The organism is Methylorubrum sp. B1-46, assembly GCF_021117295.1.
Lineage (GTDB): Bacteria > Pseudomonadota > Alphaproteobacteria > Rhizobiales > Beijerinckiaceae > Methylobacterium.
Genome location: NZ_CP088247.1, coordinates 2,111,846 through 2,131,799, shown reverse-complemented (window position 1 = coordinate 2,131,799; position 19,954 = coordinate 2,111,846). Strand labels below are relative to the sequence as shown.

General features: G+C 69.2%; 9 protein-coding genes and 1 tRNA gene. 6 read left to right on the top strand and 4 right to left on the bottom strand.

The genetic code is table 11. From position 1 onward, the window contains the following. Nucleotides 1–490: 490 nt before the first annotated feature. Both eutC and LPC10_RS09925 read right to left on the bottom strand, forming a co-directional pair. Complete coding sequence (gene eutC / locus LPC10_RS09930) at nucleotides 491–1,273, bottom strand: ethanolamine ammonia-lyase subunit EutC (protein ID WP_231346525.1); 783 nt, start codon at nucleotides 1,271–1,273, stop codon at nucleotides 491–493. Beyond that, entirely contained in the window at nucleotides 1,270–2,652 is a 1,383-nt protein-coding gene (locus tag LPC10_RS09925) for an ethanolamine ammonia-lyase subunit EutB (protein ID WP_231346524.1), read from the bottom strand. Before LPC10_RS09925 ends, eutC begins: the two co-directional genes overlap by 4 nt. 720 nt (nucleotides 2,653–3,372) lie before the next feature. On the opposite strand from LPC10_RS09925, the gene oxlT reads away from it, so the two are divergent. Beyond that, nucleotides 3,373–4,590 (top strand): oxalate/formate MFS antiporter, encoded by a 1,218-nt coding sequence (gene oxlT, locus LPC10_RS09920; RefSeq protein ID WP_231346523.1) that lies wholly within the window; start codon nucleotides 3,373–3,375, stop codon nucleotides 4,588–4,590. A 204-nt stretch (nucleotides 4,591–4,794) separates the two neighbouring features. Here the strand turns inward: oxlT and LPC10_RS09915 are convergent. Beyond that, a tRNA-Val gene (locus LPC10_RS09915) sits at nucleotides 4,795–4,869 on the bottom strand. A gap of 307 nt (nucleotides 4,870–5,176) precedes the next feature. On the opposite strand from LPC10_RS09915, the gene LPC10_RS09910 reads away from it, so the two are divergent. The 5 genes from LPC10_RS09910 (at nucleotide 5,177) to LPC10_RS09890 (ending at nucleotide 19,090) form a co-directional block, all read left to right on the top strand. Beyond that, nucleotides 5,177–6,223, top strand: coding sequence for a hypothetical protein (locus tag LPC10_RS09910; protein WP_231346522.1), 1,047 nt, complete (start codon nucleotides 5,177–5,179; stop codon nucleotides 6,221–6,223). Between the two features lie 6 nt (nucleotides 6,224–6,229). Further along, entirely contained in the window at nucleotides 6,230–8,383 is a 2,154-nt protein-coding gene (locus tag LPC10_RS09905; RefSeq protein ID WP_231346521.1) for a glycosyltransferase family 2 protein, read from the top strand. A 109-nt stretch (nucleotides 8,384–8,492) separates the two neighbouring features. Further along, nucleotides 8,493–9,797 carry a UDP-glucose/GDP-mannose dehydrogenase family protein gene (locus LPC10_RS09900; RefSeq protein WP_231346520.1) on the top strand — a complete coding sequence of 435 codons (1,305 nt, stop codon included), beginning with the start codon at nucleotides 8,493–8,495 and terminating at the stop codon, nucleotides 9,795–9,797. A gap of 519 nt (nucleotides 9,798–10,316) precedes the next feature. Further along, nucleotides 10,317–17,720: a type I polyketide synthase gene (locus tag LPC10_RS09895; protein ID WP_231346519.1), complete on the top strand. Its 7,404-nt coding sequence runs from the start codon at nucleotides 10,317–10,319 to the stop codon at nucleotides 17,718–17,720. Further along, nucleotides 17,717–19,090, top strand: coding sequence for an aminotransferase class I/II-fold pyridoxal phosphate-dependent enzyme (locus LPC10_RS09890; protein ID WP_231346518.1), 1,374 nt, complete (start codon nucleotides 17,717–17,719; stop codon nucleotides 19,088–19,090). Before LPC10_RS09895 ends, LPC10_RS09890 begins: the two co-directional genes overlap by 4 nt. Nucleotides 19,091–19,256: 166 nt before the next feature. Here the strand turns inward: LPC10_RS09890 and LPC10_RS09885 are convergent, their stop codons facing one another. Then, on the bottom strand, nucleotides 19,257–19,925 hold the full coding sequence (locus LPC10_RS09885) for a spermidine synthase (RefSeq protein ID WP_231346517.1): 669 nt from the start codon (nucleotides 19,923–19,925) through the stop codon (nucleotides 19,257–19,259). Nucleotides 19,926–19,954 lie beyond the last annotated feature (29 nt).

The following is a 19,954-nucleotide window of genomic DNA, read 5'->3' as shown; positions in this document are numbered from 1 at the left end:
AACTCTGCGGTAAGGCGTTGGAGCGACAGCGTTTACCGCGACCCCGGAAGTCGTCCCGGTTTATGGTGGGATTGCGGCGCTCAAAGGCACAGCTCAAGGCAAAGTCAGGTTGCTTTCGCGGTGTGTCAGGGCCGCAACAGCCGAGCTTGCGCCGGCTTCGGAAAGACTTCGCACCATCAACGTGCATCCATCCTCCGCGCTCCCGCGAGGAGATGATTTTTCAGCCAGACTTCCGGCTGCCTTCTCCCTGGGAACGGGAGATCTTACGAGCGGCCGGTGGTCATGAGTATCGCGGCAGATCAGTCTCTGCAGTGACACCCGCTTCCACCCCGGCGTTTCCGGACTTGCGGAATGACGAGAGCCGGTTCTTTCCCCGCAGCAATGCTGTCGAGTACCGTCGAACAGGCCTGGAGTGCCTCACGAAACGCCCGAGCACCGAGCCGTACTCGCTCCAACGCCGGCGGCGCGGCGGGCGTTTCGTGGAAGACACTCAGCGCGGGCCGATGACAGGATCGGGGATACTCGCCTCGATCAGTCGGTCACTCTCATCCTTCAGGTTCACGCCCGTCAGCCCGCGGGAAAAGGCCTGGGTCAGGAGCCAGTTCAGCTTGAATGCGGCGAGTTCGAAGCTCAGGCCGGCGGGCCGGACGTTGGAGATGCAGTTTCGTTCCGCATCCGAGCGCCCCGCCCTCGGATCGAAGGTGACGTAGAGGCCGAGGCTGTCGGGCGAGGACAGGCCGGGGCGCTCGCCGATCACCACCACCACCGCGCGGGCCTTCAGCGCGGCGCCGACGGCATCCCCCAGCGCGACGCGGGCCTGCGTGGCGATCACGACCGGGGCGAGGCGCCAGCCGGCCCGCTCGGCATGGGGCTTGAAGGCGGCGAGCAGGGCGGCGGCGCCCTCGTGAACCGCCCGCGCCGAGAGGCCGTCGGCGACGACGAGGGCGAGATCGACGGGCTCGCCCGCGGAATCGGACAGCGCCTTCAGGCTCTCCGGCGAGAGGTGGCGCCCGTAATCGGGCCGGCGCAGATAGGTCGCGCGGTCCTCCGCGCCGGAGGCCACGGTCACGGTCGGCCAGCCCAAGGCCTCGATGGCACCCGTGATTTCGGCAGCCTCCATCGGGGTGTGCACGGCATCGCGGGCCTGGGCGTGGGCGAGGCCGAATTTCAGCACCTCGCGGGTCGGCAGGCCGGCGCCGGCGCGGCCGAGGCCGATCCGAGCGGGCGTGAGGCGGGCGAGCCGCTGCCAGAGGGGGGCGCTTTCGGTGCTCATGCGGCGAGATCCGGCGCGGCGGTGAGCAGGCGGGCGTCGGCTCCGCCGGGCAGAAGGGCGCCGCTCGCGTCGGTGAGACCGATGCGGGCGAGCCATTCCTCGAATTCGGGCGCCCGCTTCAGGCCCAGCACCTCGCGGATGTAGAGCTGATCGTGGAACGAGGTGGACTGGTAGTTCAGCATCACGTCGTCGGCGCCGGGGATGCCCATCACGTAGGTGCAGCCGGCCGCCCCCAGCAGGGTCAGCAGGGTGTCCATGTCGTCCTGATCGGCCTCGGCATGGTTGGTGTAGCAGACGTCGACCCCGAGCGGCACGCCCATCAGCTTGCCGCAGAAATGGTCCTCCAGCCCGGCGCGGATGATCTCCTTGCCGTTATAGAGGTATTCCGGCCCGATGAAGCCGACCACGGTGTTGACCAGCAGCGGCCGGTAGCGCCGGGCGACGGCGTAGGCACGGGCCTCCAAGGTCTGCTGGTCGATGCCGTGATGCGCATCCGCCGAGAGCGCCGAGCCCTGGCCGGTCTCGAAATACATCACGTTGTCGCCGAGCGTGCCGCGCTTGAGCGCGAGCGCCGCCTCGTGCGCCTCCTGCAGGATCGGCAGGGTAACGCCGAAACTGGCATTGGCCCTCTGCGTCCCGGCGATCGACTGGAACACGAGATCGACCGGCAGACCATGGTTCATCGCGTCGAGCGTGGTCGTGACGTGGGTGAGCACGCAGGCCTGCGTCGGGATCTCGAGACGCTCGATGATGCCGTCGAACAGGGTGAGCAGGGCGCCCATGGTCTGGATCGAATCCGAGACCGGATTGATGCCGATCACCGCATCGCCGCAGCCATAGGCAAGACCGTCGAGGATCGAGGCGGTGACGCCCGCCGGATCGTCGGTCGGATGATTGGGCTGGAGCCGCACCGCGAGCGTGCCGGGCAGGCCGATCGTGTTGCGGAAGCGCGTGACCACGCGGCACTTCCGGGCGACCAGGATCAGATCCTGGTTGCGCATGATCTTACTCACCGCGGCGGCGATCTCCGGGGTCACGCCCGGCGCGATTCGCGCCAGCGTCGCGGAGGGGGCGGTGAGCAGGAACTCGCGGAAATCCCCAACCGTCAGGCCGGCGATCTCGGCAAACGCCGCCTCGTCGTGATCGTCGAGAATCAGGCGAGTGACATCGTCCTCCTCGTAGGGAATCAGAGGGCGCGACAGGATCTCCTTGAGCGGGACCTCGGCCAGGCACCAGCGGGCGGCCATGGTCTCCTCGGCCGATTCGGCGGCGATGCCCGCGAGGCAATCGCCGGAGCGTACCGGAGTCGCCTTCGCCATCAGAGTCGCCAGATCGGCGAAGACGTGGGTGCGGGGACCGACGGTGTGGCGATAGGGCATTGCGTGCCTCCTTGGCCTCGCCCGACAGGATGCAAGGATCAGGCGCCCTGTCGAGGTGATTTCCTGCGAGATGGCCTCGCGCGGGGCGCGAGCCGTCCGCGCCGGCTGCGGGCGCCCTCAAGCAAGAACGGCGCCTGGCCGGGACAACGTCCGATCGCACCAGCGCAGATCGTGTTGGGACCTGGCTATTTTTCAGGAACGCATTCGTAATAGCAGCGCCGCCGTCCCGCGCTGCGAAGCTCATCACGAGACGCTCTGAAGACGCCGCTTTGGACGGGATCTTCCGATCCGTCGGCCTTTGGCTCGCGGTAGACGACGTTTCGGCGTCAAGGTTGCGGCAACGCACAAATCTCTGCGGCGCACAGCCTGCGAACCTTCTGTCTTCGCTTCAGATTTCGGTGGGGTTCCGGGATTTCATCCTTCCACGCCTTCACTTTCGTGTCAGATTGCGCATTATTTCGCTTGCCTGCATGCCTGGCATACCAAATAATGCATACCACTGCTCGGGAGGAGACGGGCCCTCGGATCCGACCGGCAGAGGAAGGAATTTCAACACCCTGCACCGACGCCACTCAGGCAAGACACGCCAAACCTACACAACAAGCCTTCACGTCAGTGCAGGCACGAGGGAGCACGCTCATGGCACTATCGTCCACCGCCCCAGATCGGTCGGCACCATCGTCAAACCGATGGCTGCAAATCGTTTTCGGCGTCATCTGCATGGTGGCTGCGGCCAACATTCAGTACGCCTGGACCCTGTTCGTTCCTGAGATCCAGAAGACCTTCGGCTGGGATCGCGCCGCGATCCAGGTCGCCTTCACCATCTTCGTCGTCGTCCAGACCTGGCTGACCCCGATCGAGGGTTACTTCATCGACAAGTACGGCCCGAGCCGTGTCGTGATGTTCGGCGGCCTGATGACCGGCGCGGCCTGGGTCGTGAACTCCTACGCCACCTCGCTGAGCGGGTTCTATCTCGGCTCCGTCCTCGGCGGCATCGGCGTCGGCTGCGTCTACGCCACCTGCATCAACAACGCCCTGAAGTGGTTCCCGGACAAGCGCGGCTTGGCCGTCGGTCTCACCGCGGGCGGCTACGGTGCGGGCTCGGCCCTGACGATCCTGCCGATCGCCAAGATGATCGACGCCGGCAGCTACGCCCAGGCCTTCTTCGTCTTCGGCCTGATCCAGGGCACGGTCATCATCCTGGCCTCCATCTTCATGCGCTCGCCGGCCAAGGACGAGGTCAAGTTCTCGACCAAGGTTCTGCAGACCCGCCGCGACTACACCCTCGGCGAAGCCCTGCGCACGCCGGTCTTCTACGTCATGCTGCTGATGTTCACCTGCACGGTGACCGGCGGTCTGATGGCGGTGGCCCAGCTCGGCGTCATCGCGACCGACCTCGGCGTGAAGAACTTCCAGGTGAACCTGTACTTCTTCGCCATGGCGGCCCTGCCCTTCGCCCTGATGCTCGACCGCGTCATGAACGGCATCTCGCGTCCGCTCTTCGGCTGGATCTCCGACCGGATCGGCCGTGAGAAGACGATGTTCATCGCCTTCGCGATGGAGGGCATCGGCATCGTCGCGTTGGGCTACTTTGGCTCGAACCCCTGGGCCTTCGTGATCCTGTCCGGCATCGTGTTCCTGGCCTGGGGCGAAGTGTACTCGCTGTTCAGCGCCACGGCTGCCGACACCTTCGGCTCGAAGCACATCGGCAAGATCTACGGCGTCCTCTACTGCGCCAAGGGCTTCGCCGCCCTGTTCGTGCCGGTCGGCAACCTGCTGATGCAGGCCACGGGCACCTGGTCGTCGGTGCTCTACACCGTCGCTACCATGGACCTGATCGCCGCCTTCCTCGCTGTCGCGGTCCTGCGACCGATGCTGAAGCAGCACCACGCCGCTAACAACGCGGCGGTGCCGAACGCGGCCCTGGCCCACGCCTGATCGACCCCCTCTGGTCCTTCGGGATCGGAGGGAAACCATGCGAGAGAGCCCTGCCGGAAACGGCGGGGCTTTTTCGTTTCGAATTGGATCTCCGCAGCACGCCGGTCGAGCGCGCCGGGCCACGTTCGGGAATGTCGATGGGCCAAAGAAAAAGGCCCCGTTTCCGGAGCCTTGGTCTCTATCGTCCATCCCATCGGGGTGGGATGGTGGGCGCGACAGGGATCGAACCTGTGACCCCTACCATGTCAAGGTAGTGCTCTCCCGCTGAGCTACGCGCCCCGGCAGGCTGTCCGGGTGGCCCCGACGTCCTGCGAGGCCGCGGCTATAGCCGGTGCCGACGAGCTCCGCAAGCGGGGCGTGGGCGGAATCTGACGCCATACGTCGAAACTCGCGGGCGCCGCCCTCGCGACCGCGCCCCCATTGCACGCGGGCGGCAAAAATCGGCTAAGAGTGCCTCACAAAACTCCCGGTCTCTGACCGTCGTCATTCTGGCAATGACGGCGCAGCGGGAGTTTTGTGAGAGACACTAAGAGGGCGCACAATCCGAGCGCACGGACCAGCACGGGACCGAGGACGGCAAGCAAGGATGCGGTTTCTCCTATCGTCCGACGAGGGCGACGTGATCCGGGGCTGGGTGGTGCCGGACAACCCGCAGGCGATCAGCCGGGTCTCCGTCTGCATCGAGGGGCAGCGGGTGGCGGAGGTCTCGGCGATCCATGCCGACCAGAACTTCGTCAAGTTCGGCTGGCACGCGACCGGCCAGTGCCATTTCGAGATCCGCGAGTCCGACGTACCGGGGCTCGCAGGCATCGAGCGGCTCGAGATCTACGATGTCGACACCAACGTGCTGGTCTACCGGCGGCTGCCGCGCCACGGCCTGACCGACAAGAAGGTCATCCTGCTCAACGGGAATATCCGTCCGGAAACGGTGATCCAGACCGCGCTGTATCCCTATTTCCGGCAATCCTATTTCGGGATCGGCCGGTTTCCGGACGAGATCCTGCGGGCGATGTTCGACACCGTCACGCTCGATTCCTGCCTGATGGCCGGCTCGATCATCTTTCCGCGCTACGAGGGACACTTCGTCCAGAGCGGCGCGCTCACCATGCTGCTCGTCCACGATCCCTTCGTGGAACTGGCCAGCCGCCTGTACTGGCTGCGCGAGCGGGCGAGCATCGCCGCCAACGCGGAGCAGCACTGGCGCCTCGGCAACCTCGTCGAGGCCGCGGCCTTTACCCTTGATTACGATTTCACCGACGCGAAGAGCCTGAAGCGGCTGTTCCGGATGATGCCGGAGCCGGCCTATCACCTGCTCTACAACCCCCTCACCCGCCAGCTCAGCACCCACGTGCCGGAGGATCGGCTGATGCCGGGTAGTTCCATCATCGCGGTCGAGGTTCTGTCGCGCATCGACGTCGTCGGCCACCGCGACTACTTCGAGGCCTTCATGGCCTCGGTGTTCCACCATATCGGGATCGAGGCGCCGCTGCCGCTGCCCCTGCCGATCCCCAACGAGACGCTGGCACTCGCCGAATTGCTGCGCGGCATGCGATTCGCCCGCGACATGGTCGTCTACGACACCGTGCTCAGCGACGCGGTGCGGGCCTCCGTCTCGAAGAACTGGGAGGTCTAAGGCGCGATGGCGGAGCGGGCCGAGTCCCTCGCGACACTCGCGCGCCGGACGCTGCCGGTGACGGGAACGGACGGAACCGAGATCCGCATCGACCTCGCCGACGCGGGGCTCGGCGGCGCCTGGGTCACGCTGCGGTGGCGCGATGCCGGCAGCGGCGGCATCGCTCGCGCTCTGTTCAGTGCGGTCACGGACAACGGCGAGAGCGTGGCGCTGGCCGAGGAGCCCCTCGGCGGCGATGCCTTCGCCTGGACCGGACGGCTGCCGCCGGACGTTGCGGCACTACGCGTGACGGCCCTGTCGCGGACCGCTCCCTTCCGGATCGAGGCTGTCACGATCCGCCGCCGCGGGCGCCTCGAACTCGTCGTGCGGGCCGGCATCCGCCAGCCCGGCCTCACCGCGCAGGCCGTCAGCTGGCGCGTCCTCGGCTTGAAGGTCCGCGCCCGCGGGATGATCGCGCGAGCGCTCGCGCACCGGGCCGAAACCGGCTACGCCGCCTGGATCGCCCGCTTCGACCGGATCACGGCGGCGGAGCGCGCACGCATCCGCGCCGAGATCGCGGATTGGGAGGCTCCTCCGCTCATCTCCGTGCTGATGCCGGTGCACGATCCCGATCCGCGGGTGCTGGAGGCGGCGATCCGCTCGGTGCGGGACCAGCTCTACCCGGACTGGGAACTCTGCATCGCCGACGACGCCTCCACCGATCCGCGCATTCCGCGGCTGATCGCCCGCCACGCCGCCGAGGAGCCGCGCATCCGCTCCCTGCGCCGGGCGGAGAACGGCCACATCGCCCGCGCGACCAACGATGCCCTGAACCTTGCGGGCGGCGCCTACGCCGCCTTCCTCGACCACGACGACCTCCTGGCGCCAAACGCCCTGTTCGAGGTGGCCGCCGCCGTCCGGGCCGATCCGGAGTTGGAGCTGATCTACAGCGACGAGGACAAGGTCGATGCCCGCGGCCGCCGCTTCGAGCCGCATTTCAAGTCGGGCTACGACCGCGAATTGCTCTGGGCCCAGAACTACGTGAACCATCTCAGCGTGGTTCGGACGGAGACACTACGCCGGCTCGGCGGCCTGCGGCCCGGCTTCGAGGGCAGCCAGGACCACGACTTGCTCCTGCGCCTCACCGAGGGGCTCGCGGCGGAGCGCGTGCGCCACATTCCCAAGGTGCTCTATCACTGGCGGGCGGCCGCCGGCTCCGGCACCTTTTCCGACCGCGCGCTCGCGCGGGCCGAGGAGGCGCGGCTGCGGGCCTTGGCCGAGGTCGCGCAGCGCCGCGGGGCGCGCGCCGAGCGCGGAGCGCAGGGCTTCAACCGGCTGATTCGTCCCCTGCCCGAGCCGGCGCCGCTCGTCTCGGTCGTCATCCCGACCCGCGACCGGGCGGAACTGCTCGCCGTCGTCCTCGACGGCTTGTTTGCGCGCACCGACTATCCGGCCCTGGAGGTCGTCGTCGTCGATAATGGCAGTACCGAGCCGGCGACGCGGGATCTGTTCGCGCGCTATGCCGCCGAGCCGCGCCTGCGCGTGCTGCCGGCGCCGGGCCCGTTTAACTTCTCGGATCTGTCGAACCGGGGGGCCGTCGCGGCGCGGGGCGCGATCCTACTGTTCCTCAACAACGACATCGAGGTGCTGGAGCCGGGCTGGCTCACCGAACTCGCCTCGATCGCCAGCGACCCGGAGATCGGGGCCGTCGGCGCGAAGCTCCTCTACCCCGACGGCACGATCCAGCATGGCGGCATCGTCCTCGGGATCGGCGGGATCGCCGGCCACAGCCATCTCGGCCTGCCGGGCAACGCGCCGGGCTACTTCGGACGGATGGGGTTGTCGCAGGAGGTCTCCGCGGTGACCGGCGCCTGCCTCGCGATGCGGGCGCACGTCTTCTCCGAGGTCGGCGGCTTCGATGCCGCGCATCTGGCGGTCGCCTTCAACGACGTGGATCTGTGCCTCAAGATCCGCGCGGCTGGCTACCGCATCGTCTGGACGCCGCATGCCCGCCTGGTCCACCACGAGTCGAAGAGCCGGGGTGCCGAGGACACGCCGGAGAAGCGCGCCCGGTTCGAGGCCGAATCACGGGTGATGCGCGAGCGCTGGGAGCCGGTGCTGCGGGCCGATCCTTACTACAATCCCAATTTCTCCCGCGCGGCGGCGCATTACCGGCTGTAGGCCGCTGCGGACCCGTTGCGTTGGCGACGGTTTGCGCCGGCTCCGAACCGGGCTACACACCGCACTGCAACACGCCGGATGCATTCCGGCCGCCCCGGCGGAGACATCGATGCGCATCGCGATGATTGGCTCGGGCTATGTCGGCCTCGTCTCGGGTGCCTGCCTCGCCGATTTCGGCCACGAGGTCGTCTGCATCGACAAGGATCCCGATAAGATCGAAGCCCTCAACCAGGGCCGCATGCCGATCTACGAGCCCGGCCTCGACGCCCTCGTCGCCGAGAACGTGCGGGCCAAACGCCTCTCCTTCTCCACCGACCTCAAGCCCGCCGTGTCACAGGCGCAAGCCGTGTTCATCGCGGTCGGCACCCCGTCGCGCCGCGGCGACGGCTTTGCCGACCTCTCCTACGTCTACGCCGCAGCGCGCGAGATCGCCGAGGCGCTCACCGGCTACGCCGTGGTCGTCACCAAATCGACCGTCCCCGTCGGCACCGGCGACGAGGTCGAGCGCATCCTGCGCGAGACCCGCCCCGACCTCGATGTCGGCGTCGCCTCCAACCCCGAATTCCTGCGCGAGGGCGCGGCCATCGACGACTTCAAGCGGCCCGACCGCATCGTCATCGGCGCCGAGGATGCCCGCGCCGCCGCCGTCATGCAGGAGGTCTACCGCCCGCTCTACCTCAACGCCGCGCCGATCCTGCTCACCGGACGCCGCACGGCCGAGCTCACCAAGTACGCCGCCAATGCGTTCCTGGCCACCAAGATCACCTTCATCAACGAAATCGCGGATCTCTGCGAGCAGGTCGGCGCCAACGTGCAGGAGGTCGCCCGCGGCATCGGCCTCGACAATCGCATCGGCTCGAAGTTCCTGCATGCCGGGCCGGGCTATGGCGGCTCCTGCTTTCCGAAGGACACGCTGGCGCTGGTGAAGACGGCGCAGGATTACGGCACGCCGGTGCGGATCGTCGAGACGGTGGTGGCGGTCAACGACCAGCGCAAGCGGGCGATGGCGCGCAAGGTGATCGCGGCCTGCGGCGGCTCGGTGCGGGGCAAGCGGGTGGCTTTGCTCGGCCTGACGTTCAAGCCGAACACCGACGACATGCGCGACGCGCCCTCGCTGTCGATCATCGCTGGATTGCAGGATGCGGGAGCGCGGATCGTGGCCTACGATCCGGAAGGCATGGAGCAGGCGCGGCCGCTTCTGCAGGGCGTGGCGTATGCCGAGGATGCCTATGCCTGCGCGGAAGGGGCGGACGCGCTGGTGATCGTCACCGAGTGGAACGCCTTCCGGGCGCTCGATCTGGCCCGGCTGAAGGGGCTGATGGCCGCCCCCGTCCTCGTCGATCTGCGCAATGTCTACGCGCCTGCGGAGGTCGAACGACACGGCTTCGCCTATTTCGGCATCGGGATTGCCTGATGGCAGCCTCCGGCCCGACATCTGTGCGATGCCCTTTTCATAGTCACCTCATCTGTTGAGTCGGCGCGTTGCAACTTGCAAGCGCAGCAACGCGACAGCTCCGACCAAAATCGACCACATGCGAAAAGCGAAAAAGATTTTTCTGAACCTAACTCAATATTCGCGACACCCTCACCACTCTCAAGGCGAAATGGTGGCAAGTTTCGAACTTACCCCAATTGCCACGACTGATATTTGTTGTTTTCGGCATCTTGCCGCTTTTCGGCCACCAGCGATCCACTGATGAATACGTGCCACACAATCTCCCAATCTCTCTGGATTAAGGGAGAGGTTGCAGCCAAGCGGGTTGGACGGTCCTGTCGGTCAGATTAAGAGTGCCTCTTAAAACCTGCGGTCGTCGGCCACCCTCCACAGGGCGCCGGAGAAAAGCCGAGGTTTCACGAGACATTCGCGGTGCGGGCGATAGGCCCACGCCGAACGGACCCCCGGTCCCTGCTTCACGAGCGTAAACGGATCGACGTGACAAACCGCAAGAACATCGCGATCGTCGGCCGCGCCTGCCGTCTGCCCGGGGCTCAGAACGTCGAGGGGCTGTGGCAGCTTCTCACGGAAGGGCGCTGTGCCGTCTCGCGCATCCCCGAGGACCGTTGGTCGCTTCAGGCCTTCGGCCATCCGCGGGCGCAGGAGCGCGGCAAGAGCTACACCTGGGCCGCTGGCGTGCTCGACGACATCTGGTCGTTCGATCCGGGCGTGTTCGGCATCTCGCCGCGCGAGGCCGAGCAGATGGACCCGCAGCAGCGCATGCTGCTGGAACTGACCTGGGAGGCGTTCGAGGATGCGGGCCTGCGCCCCTCCGCGGTGGCCGGCAGCCATATCGGCGTGTTCGTCGGCGCCTCGGCCCTGGATTACGGCAACCTGCGCATCCTCGACCCGTCCTCGGGCGACGCCTACGCGGCGACCGGCAACACGCTCTCGATCATCTCGAACCGCATCTCCTACATCTACGACCTGAAGGGCCCGAGCTTCACCCTCGACACCGCCTGCTCATCCTCGCTGGTCGCGCTCAACGCCGCGATCGCGGCGATCGAGGCGGGTCAGGTCGACACCGCGGTGGTGGCCGGCGCCAACATCCTGGCGAGCCCGTTCAACTTCATCTCCTTCTCCAACGCGCAGATGCTCTCGCGCACCGGCCTGTGCCAGGCGTTCTCGTCCACTGCCGACGGCTACGTGCGCGCTGAGGGCGGCGTCGTGCTGCTCCTGCAATCGGCAGAGGCCGCCGCCCGAAGCGGCCGGACCGTGCGCGGCGTGATCGCGGCGAGCGGCGTCAACTCGGACGGGCGCACCACCGGCATCTCGCTGCCCTCCGGTCACGCGCAAGGGGCACTGCTGGAGCAGGTCTACCGCGAGGCGGAGATCGACCTCGACAAAATCGCCTTCGTCGAAGCGCACGGCACCGGCACCCCGGTCGGCGACCCGATCGAGGCCAGTGCCATCGGTTCCAAGCTCGGCAAGCCGCGGCGCGAGCCGCTGCCGATCGGCTCGATCAAGACCAATATCGGCCATACCGAGCCGACCTCGGGCCTCGCCGGCCTGCTCAAGGCGAGCCTCGCGCTCGAGAACGACCTGCTGCCGCCCTCGCTGCACGCTCCCGAACTGAACCCCGAGATCCCGTTCGAGGTGCTGAAGCTCGCGGTCAACCGCGCGCCGCTGGCGCTCGCCCGCACCAAGGCCGAACGCTTCGCCGGCGTGAACTCGTTCGGCTTCGGCGGTACCAACGCCCACGTCGTGCTGACCGACCCGGCCCCCGTCGCCGCGAACGACGAGGCGGGCCGTGCGCCCGAGATCCTGCTGCTCTCGGCCCAGAGCCGCGCCGCCCTCAACGATCTCGCCCTCGACTACGCTGCCCGCCTCGACGGTGCCGCGCCGGACGACGCCGCCCGCGTCGCGGCCGCCGCGTTCCACCGCCGCGAACGCCTGTCGACGCGCCTCGCCCTGCCGATCGCTCCCGGCACCGATGTGCCCGCCGCCCTGCGGGCGCTGGCCGAGGGTGAGGATACCGAGGCGGCCGTCGTCGGCACGGCGGTCGAGCGCCAGGCCGAGGTCGCCTTCGTCTATTCCGGCAACGGCAGCCAGTGGGTCGGCATGGGCCGCGAGGCCTACGAGGAGAGCGCGACCTTCCGCGCCCGCTTCGATCAGACCGACACGCTCTTCGAGAAGCTGTCCGGCTGGTCGCTGAAGGAGGCGATGTTCGCCGAGGATCTCGAGGCGCGCCTCTCCCTCACCCGCGTCTCGCAGCCGCTGATCTTCGCGATCCAGAGCGCCTCGACCGCGGCGCTCCGCGCCAAGGGCCTCGCGCCCCGCTACGTCCTCGGCCACAGCGTCGGCGAGATCGCCGCGGCGGAAGCCGCCGGCATCCTCAGCCTGGAACAGGCGGTGCGGGTCATCTTCTTCCGCAGCAAGCACCAGGAATCGACCCGCGGCTTCGGCACCATGGCGGTGCTGCTCGGGCCGGTCGAGGAGATGGAGGCGTTCCTCGCCGACTATCCCACCCTCGACATCGCCGCCTACAACAGCCCCAAGGCGATCACGGTCGCCGGCCCCGAGGCCGACATCGAGGCGGCGATGAAGGCGCTGGCGCGCAAGCGCCGCCGCGGGCGCAAGCTCGATCTCGAATACCCCTTCCACGGCCGCCTGATGGATCCGACCGAGCGTCCGCTGCTGCGCGACCTCGACGGGCTCAAGGCCTCGGCCGGCCACACCGCCATGGTCTCGACCGTGACCGGCACGGTGCTGCCCGGCGCCCAGTTCGGCGCCGGCTACTGGTGGCGCAACATCCGCGAGCCGGTGCGCTTCTGCGAGGCACTGCAGGAGGCGACCCGCCAGGGCGCTCGCGTCTTCGTCGAGGTCGGCCCGCGCGCGACCCTGCTGCCGCATATCGGCGACGCCATCGAACCGCTCGCCATCGAGGTCGCCTCGGTCGGCGTGATGCACCGCAAGCCCGCCGGCGGCGATCCGATCGCCAAGGCGGTGGCCGCCGCCCTCGTCGCCGGTGCGGCCGTCGATGAGACGCGCCTGTTCGGTGCTGATCCGGCCGGCATCGTCGCCCTGCCGCTCTACCCCTGGCAGCGCCGCCCGTTCCGCCTCGCCGAGACGACCGAGGGCGCCGGCGCCGCGCCGCGGCCCTACCACCCGCTCGCCGGCAACCGGCTGGCGCCCGACGGCCTCGAATGGCACGGCCATCTCGACGCGGCCCTGGTGCCCGAACTCGACGACCACCGCATCGACGGTCAGGTGATCCTGCCCGGCGCCGCCTTTGTCGAGATGGCGCTGCACGTTGCGCGTCAGGCGCTGCGCACGGACGCGGTGACCCTCGCCGACGTCGAAATCCTCTCGCCGATGGTCTTCGCCGAGGATTCCCTGCGCGAGGTGCTGGTGCGCCTGTCCGGCTCCGGCAACCAGATTCAGATCCTCAGCCGCCCCCGCCTGACCCCGACGCCGTGGCAGCTCCACGCCTCGGCCAAGATCATCGAGGGCGATTTCCCGGCACCCGCCCGCCGCGACCTCGCGGTGCCGGCCGAGCACGCGATTTCCGGCGAGGGACTCTACCGCCGGGCGCTCGCCTCCGGCCTCGGCTTCGGCGAGAACTTCCGCCAGGTCGCGGCCTCGGCCCGCATCGACGAGACCACCATCGTCTCCGAACTGATCCCGGCCGAGGCGGACGAGCGCTACGGCCTCGTGCCCGCGCGTCTCGATTCCTGCTTCCACGGCCTGATCCTGCTCTTCGCCGAGCTGATGGGCGAAGGAGCCACCAAGGCCTACGTGCCGGTGCGCTTCGGCGAGGTGCGCCTGCTGCGCCCCGGCGCCGCGATCGCCCGCGCCGAGATCCGCACCCGGCGCTGCAACGAGCGCTCGATCCTGGCCGATTTCACCCTGACGGATGCCGAGGGCGCGGTGATCGCCACGATCCGCGAGGGCCGCTTCCAGGCCCTGCGCGCCAAGGGCGGCAGCGACCTCGACGCCTACGCCATCACCCAAGGGGTCGAGCGCGCCACCGAGCCGACCGCCCTGCCGCTGGAGCGCCGTCCGAGCGTGGCCGAGCGCCTGCGCCCGAGCCTCGCCGCCGTGACCGCGCCGGACACGGCCGATCTCGGACCGGGCCATCTGCTTCTGGAGGGTTGGGCCACCGCCCTCGCCTATCGGTTGGCCGAGGGCCTCTCCGAGAAGGGCAAGGTCGTGCTCGACGGCCGCCTGCCCGAGGCCCTGCATCCGTGGGCCACCAACGCCCTCTACGCCCTGGAAAGCAGCGGCCTTGCGACGCTCGACAAGGGTGTCTGGCGCCTGCGCCGCGACGTGACCCTGCCGGCGCCCGAAGAGACCATGCGCTGGATCGCGGCCGACCATCCGGAACTGGCTGCCGAGCTGGTGCTGCTGGCCGACACCACCGCGCTGGTCGGACGGATCGTAGCGGGCGAGGCCGTCACCGCGGCGAGCCTGCCGCCGGCCGCGCTCGACGCCTTCCACCTGCGCGGCGCCACGGCGCGCGCCGCCGCCGAGGTCGTCGCCACGATCGTGGCGGAGGCGAAAGAGCGCCTGCCGTCGGATCGGGCGCTCCGCATCCTTCAGGTCGGCTTCGGCCCGCTCTCGGCCCGCGCCGCCACGCTCGCCCGTGCGTCTGACGCCCGCCTGACCGTGCTGGAAACCGACCGGCGGCTGGCCGAGCGGGCCCGCCTCGGCCTGCCCGGCTCGGTCGCGGTGTCCGAAGCCGCCGACGCCCTGCCGGCCGCGTCCTTCGACCTCGTTCTCGCCAGCGACGTGCTCCACCGCTCGGACAAGGCCCTTCCGGGCCAGCTCGCCGCGGCGCTCGCCTCGGGCGGGCTGCTGGTCGCGGTCGAGCCCGGCGCCTCGCTGTTCCGCGACCTCGTCTTCGGCCTCGCGCCGGACTGGTTCGAGCAGGCGGCCGCCGGCATGCCGGTCTCGCGCCTCGACGACGTGACGGGCTGGCAGCGCACCTTGAGCGCCTCGGGCCTCGTGCGGGTCTCGGCCGACCGCGCCATCTCGGCCAACGGCGACGACCTGCTGCTGGTGGCCGAGGCCCCGGTCCGTCCGGCCCTCGGCCACGGCCAGAGCTTCGCCTTCGTCGTCGGCTCCGACGACGAGTTCGGCGCCGAGACCGCCTCGTCCCTGGCGACCCTGCTGGTGGCGAGCGGCGTCCACGTCTCGATCATCCTCGATTCCGAGCAGTCGCTGCTCGAACTGGAGCGCGAGACGCCCGACACCGTGGTGTTCCTGGCTGGTGCCTTCGCCGGCGAGGGCGAGGCGGCGAAGCGTCTGCGCGACCGCTGCCTCAGCCTGAAGCGCTGCGCCGAGCATCTCGGCAGCCGTCAGACCCGCCTTTGGGTGGTCGCCCCCGGCGCCACCCGCGATGCGGGCGGCGAGGCGGCCGCGGTCGAGGCCGGCGTCTGGGCCTTCAGCCGGACGCTCGCCAACGAGGCGGCCAACCTCGACGTGCGCCGGATCGACCTCGCACCGGCCCTGTCCTCGAAGGACGCGGCCGAGCGGCTGCGCGCCCTGATCCTGTCGGGCACGGACGAGACCGAGATCGTGCTCGATGCCGACGCCACCCGCGTCGTGCGCTTCCATCCCGGCCGGGCCGCCCAGGGCGGCGAGGCGGCTCCGGCCGCGCGGCTGGAGCGCTCCAACACCGGCGGCCTCAACGAGATGGTCTGGGGCCCGGCCGAGCGCGCCGCCCCCGGCCCCGGTGAGGTCGAGATCGCTGTGGCCGCCACCGGCCTCAACTTCCGCGACGTGCTCTGGGCGCTCTCGATGCTCCCGGAGGAGATCCTGGAGGACGGCTTCGCCGGCCCCCGCCTCGGCCTCGAAGTCTCCGGCCGCGTCACCGCCATCGGTGCCGGCGTGGTGGACTTCGCCGTGGGTGATTCGGTCGTCGCCTTCGCGCAATCCGGCTTCGCCACCCACGTGGTCGTGCCGGAGATGGTCGTCGCGCCGATGCCGGCGGGGCTTGACCCGGCCGCGGCGGCGACCGTGCCGGTCGCCTTCCTCACCGCCTACTACGCGCTCGTGACCTGCGCCCGTCTGCGCAAGGGCGAGTGGCTGCTGGTCCATGGCGGCGCGGGCGGCGTGGGACTGGCCGCGCTCCAGATCGCCAAGTGGAAGGGCGCGCGGGTCATCGCCACCGCGGGCTCGCGGGAGAAGCGGGCGCTGGTCGAAGCGCTCGGCGCCGAGCACGTGCTCGATTCGCGCTCGCTCGCCTTCGTCGACGATGTCCGCCGCATCACCGGCGACGGGGTCGACGTGGTGCTCAACTCGCTGTTCGGCGAGATGATGGAGCGCTCGCTCAACTGCCTGCGCCCGTTCGGACGCTTCGTCGAACTGGGCAAGCGCGACTACGTCGCCAACACCCATATTGGCCTGCGGCCGTTCCGCCGGAACCTCTCCTATTTCGGCGTCGATCTCGATCAGGTGCTCCAGCACCAGGGCGAGGACGGCGCGCGGATGTTCCGCGAAGTGATGGCGCTGTTCGCCGAAGGGGGCCTGCGTCCCCTGCCCTACCAGCCCTTCGCCGCCGACGAGACTTCGGATGCCTTCCGGCTGATGCAGCAATCGGGGCATGTCGGTAAGATCGTCGTCACGCCGCCCGCACCCGGCTCCGTGGCGCAGGTCCGGCGCAACGCCTTCACGGTCTCCGAGAAGGGCGTCCACCTCGTCACCGGCGGTCTTGGCGGCTTCGGCATCGAGGCGGCGCGCTGGCTGGCCGATCGCGGCGCGAAACGCATCGTGCTCGTCGGTCGTTCGGGCAAGCCGAACGAGGAGGGTCGTGCGGTCATCGCCGAACTCGCCGCGCGCGGCGTGAGCATCGAGACCAGGGCCTGCGACATCACCAGTCGCCGGGCGGTCGAGAAGCTGATCGACGGCATCGAGACCGCGGGCAGCAAGCTCGCGGGCGTAATCCACGGCGCCATGGTGCTGCAGGACGGCCTGATCAACGCGATCGAGCCGGAGACCCTGGAAGCGGTGATTGCGCCGAAGGTGATCGGGGCGCAGCATCTCGATGCCGCCACGCGTGGACGCAAGCTCGACTACTTCGTGCTGTTCTCCTCGGCCACGACCTTCATCGGCAATCCCGGACAGGGGTCGTACGTCGCCGCCAACGGCTTCATGGAAGGGCTCGCCCGCCAGCGCCGCCGTCTCGGCCTGCCGGCGCTCGCGGTCGCCTGGGGCGCCATCGGCGATGTCGGCGTGCTCGCCCGCAACAAGGCGGTAATGGAGACGCTCGCTTCCCGTGTCGGCGTGACGCCGATGGACGCCCGCCTCTGCCTCGACCTGATGGCCGAATCGCTGGAGGTCCAGGGCACGGCGAGCGACGAGGGCGTGGTCGCGATCGCCGCGATGCATTGGGGCAAGGCGCGCGAGCGCCTCGCGACGCTCCGCTCACCGAGCTACGCCAGCCTCGGCGGCGATCAGCAGGCCGAGTCCGGCACGGTGGCCGCGATCAATATCGGTGCATTGCTGCGATCCCAGGACATCGATTCGGTCCGCAAGACCGTGTCCGACGCCATCGTCGAGGACATCGCCCGCATCCTGCGCCTGCCGAAGGACGACATCAGCCGCGTGCGCCAGCTCTCCGAGATCGGCCTCGATTCGCTGATGGGCGTCGAGCTGGGAGCGAGCCTGCAGGAGCGCTTCGCCCTCGACGCGCCGCCGGCCGGCATCTCCTCGGGGCTCACGGTGAACGAACTCACCGAAACCCTGATCCAGGCGGTGGCGACACCGGTCGACGAGGCGGCGGGCGTGACCCTGACCCTCGCCTCGAAGCATGTCGGCGACCTCGACGCCGCCACGCTGGCGCCGTTCAACGAACTCGTCGAGAAGAACGTCGCGGACATCAAAGAGATCTTGCCATGACTCAGCCGACACGCCCGCAGGACGGGCGGGCCGCGCTCGCGAGCTTCGTCACCAACCGGCTCGGCCGCGCCAACGCGCGTCCGAGCCCCTCCCCCCTCGAGGACAAGGGAGCGGCGGGAGAGTCGATCCAGGATTTCGAGAAGCTGACCGGCTACCGCGAGCTGCGCCTGCAGCGCTCGGCCGCCGACCTGATCGGCCTGGGCAATCCGTTCTTCCGGGTGCACGAGACCCGCGCGGGCGCCAACACCCGCATCGAGGGCCAGACCTACTCGAACTACTCGTCCTACGATTATCTCGGCCTCAACGGTCACCCCGCGGTGAGCGGGGCGGCGCGCAAGGCGATCGAGACCTTCGGCACCTCGGCGTCCGCGAGCCGGATCGTGGCGGGCGAGCGGCCGGGTCATCTCAAGCTGGAGCGGGCGCTCGCCGCCCATTACCGCACGGATGCCTGCGTGGTCCTGGTGAGCGGACACGCCACCAACGTCACCGCCATCGGCGCGATTCTCGAAGCGCCGGACGTGATCTTCCACGACGCGCTGATCCACAACAGCGTGGTGACCGGTGCGCAGCTCTCCGGCGCCCAGCGCCGCTCCTTCGCTCATAACGACCCCGCCGCCCTCGAGAAGCTGCTGGAGGCGACCCGCCACGAGCACCGCCGTGCGCTGATCGTGATCGAGGGCCTCTACAGCATGGACGGCGACGCGCCGGATCTGGCCGCCTTCGTCGAGCTGAAGCGCCGCTACGATTGCTGGCTGATGGTGGACGACGCCCACGGGCTCGGCGTTCTCGGCCGAACCGGGGCGGGCCTGCACGAGCATTGCGGGGTCGATGCCGGCGATGTCGACATCTGGATGGGCACGCTGTCGAAGACGCTGTCCTCCTGCGGCGGCTATATCTGCGGCCCCTCGGCGCTGATCGAGTACCTGAAATGCACCGCGGGCGGCTTCGTCTACAGCGTCGGCATGTCGCCGCCGCTGGCGGCCGCGGCCGAGGCCGCACTTACGGTGATGCAGGCCGAACCGGAGCGGGTGGAGCGGCTGCGCCGCAACGGCAACCAGTTCCTGGCGCTCGCCAAGAAGCACGGGCTGAACACCGGTTCGAGTCTCGGTCTCGCGGTGATCCCGATCATCATCGGCGACTCGCTCAAGGCCGTGACGCTCTCCGACCGCCTGTTCAAGCGCGGCATCAACGTGCAGCCGATCATCCACCCGGCGGTGCCGGAGCGGTCCTCACGCCTGCGCTTCTTCATGACCTCCGAGCACACGCCGGAGCAGATCGCGCAGACGGTGGCCACGGTGGCGGAGGAGCTGTCCGCGCTGGAGACCGGCGCGACGCTGATCGAGCAGTTGATGGCCCGCCGGGGGGCGTGAGGCGCACCCAACCTGTTCGCTCGATCCAACCACCTCCTCATCCTGAAGTACCCACGCGAAGCGGCGGCCTCGAAGGATTATCCAGAAAGCACGGCACAATCTGGAGGATCCTTCGAGGCCCGCTGACGCGGGCCCCTCAGGATGAGGTCGAGATTGGGATCGGCGCTTAGCGCCCGGCCAGCCAGATCACGTGCCGCGCCCCACGCTTGCCCCGCGCTCGCGTCGCGACCTCCTCGACGGAAAACCCCGCCTGTCCGAGCCGCCGGGTGAAGGCCGCATCGGGATGGGCTGACCACACCGCCAGCACGCCGCGCGGACGCAGGGCCGCACGGGCGGCACCGAGGCCGGCCGCGTCGTAGAGGCGGTCATTGGCGCTACGGGTGAGGCCATCGGGGCCGTTGTCCACGTCGAGCAGAATCGCATCCCAGGTGCCCGGCTGCGCGCGGATCACCGCGGCGACATCGGCCTCGCGGATCGTCACGCGCGGATCGTCGAGGCTCGGGCCGGTCAGCTCCGCCATCGGTCCGCGCGCCCAGGTCAGCACCGCCGGGACGATTTCGGCCACGGTCACCTGGGCCATCGCCGGGAGCAGGCTCAGCGCCGCGCGTAAGGTAAAACCCATCCCGTAGCCGCCGATCAGCACCCGCGGCGCCTTCACGCCGGCGATGCGCTCGGCCGAGAGCCGCGCCAGCGCCTCCTCGGAGCCGCTGAGGCGGCTGTTCATCAGCTCGTTGCGGTCGAGCTGAATCGAGAACTCGCTGCCGCGGCGCATCAGGCGCAGGGTACCGGCCTCGCCGGGGATCGGGGCGGTGTCGAGATGCTCCCAGGGGATCAACGGTCGTCTCGCGGGCTCGGGTCAGGAGG

Excerpts from the sequence above, each read along its gene's own strand:
- oxlT (WP_231346523.1), top strand. The coding sequence starts at position 3,373 with ATGGTGGCTGCGGCCAACATTCAGTACGCCTGGACCCTGTTCGTTCCT.
- LPC10_RS09905 (WP_231346521.1), top strand. The coding sequence starts at position 6,230 with ATGGCGGAGCGGGCCGAGTCCCTCGCGACACTCGCGCGCCGGACGCTG.
- LPC10_RS09890 (WP_231346518.1), top strand. The coding sequence starts at position 17,717 with ATGACTCAGCCGACACGCCCGCAGGACGGGCGGGCCGCGCTCGCGAGC.
- LPC10_RS09900 (WP_231346520.1), top strand. The coding sequence starts at position 8,493 with ATGCGCATCGCGATGATTGGCTCGGGCTATGTCGGCCTCGTCTCGGGT.
- LPC10_RS09910 (WP_231346522.1), top strand. The coding sequence starts at position 5,177 with ATGCGGTTTCTCCTATCGTCCGACGAGGGCGACGTGATCCGGGGCTGG.
- eutC (WP_231346525.1), bottom strand. The coding sequence starts at position 1,273 with ATGAGCACCGAAAGCGCCCCCCTCTGGCAGCGGCTCGCCCGCCTCACG.
- LPC10_RS09925 (WP_231346524.1), bottom strand. The coding sequence starts at position 2,652 with ATGCCCTATCGCCACACCGTCGGTCCCCGCACCCACGTCTTCGCCGAT.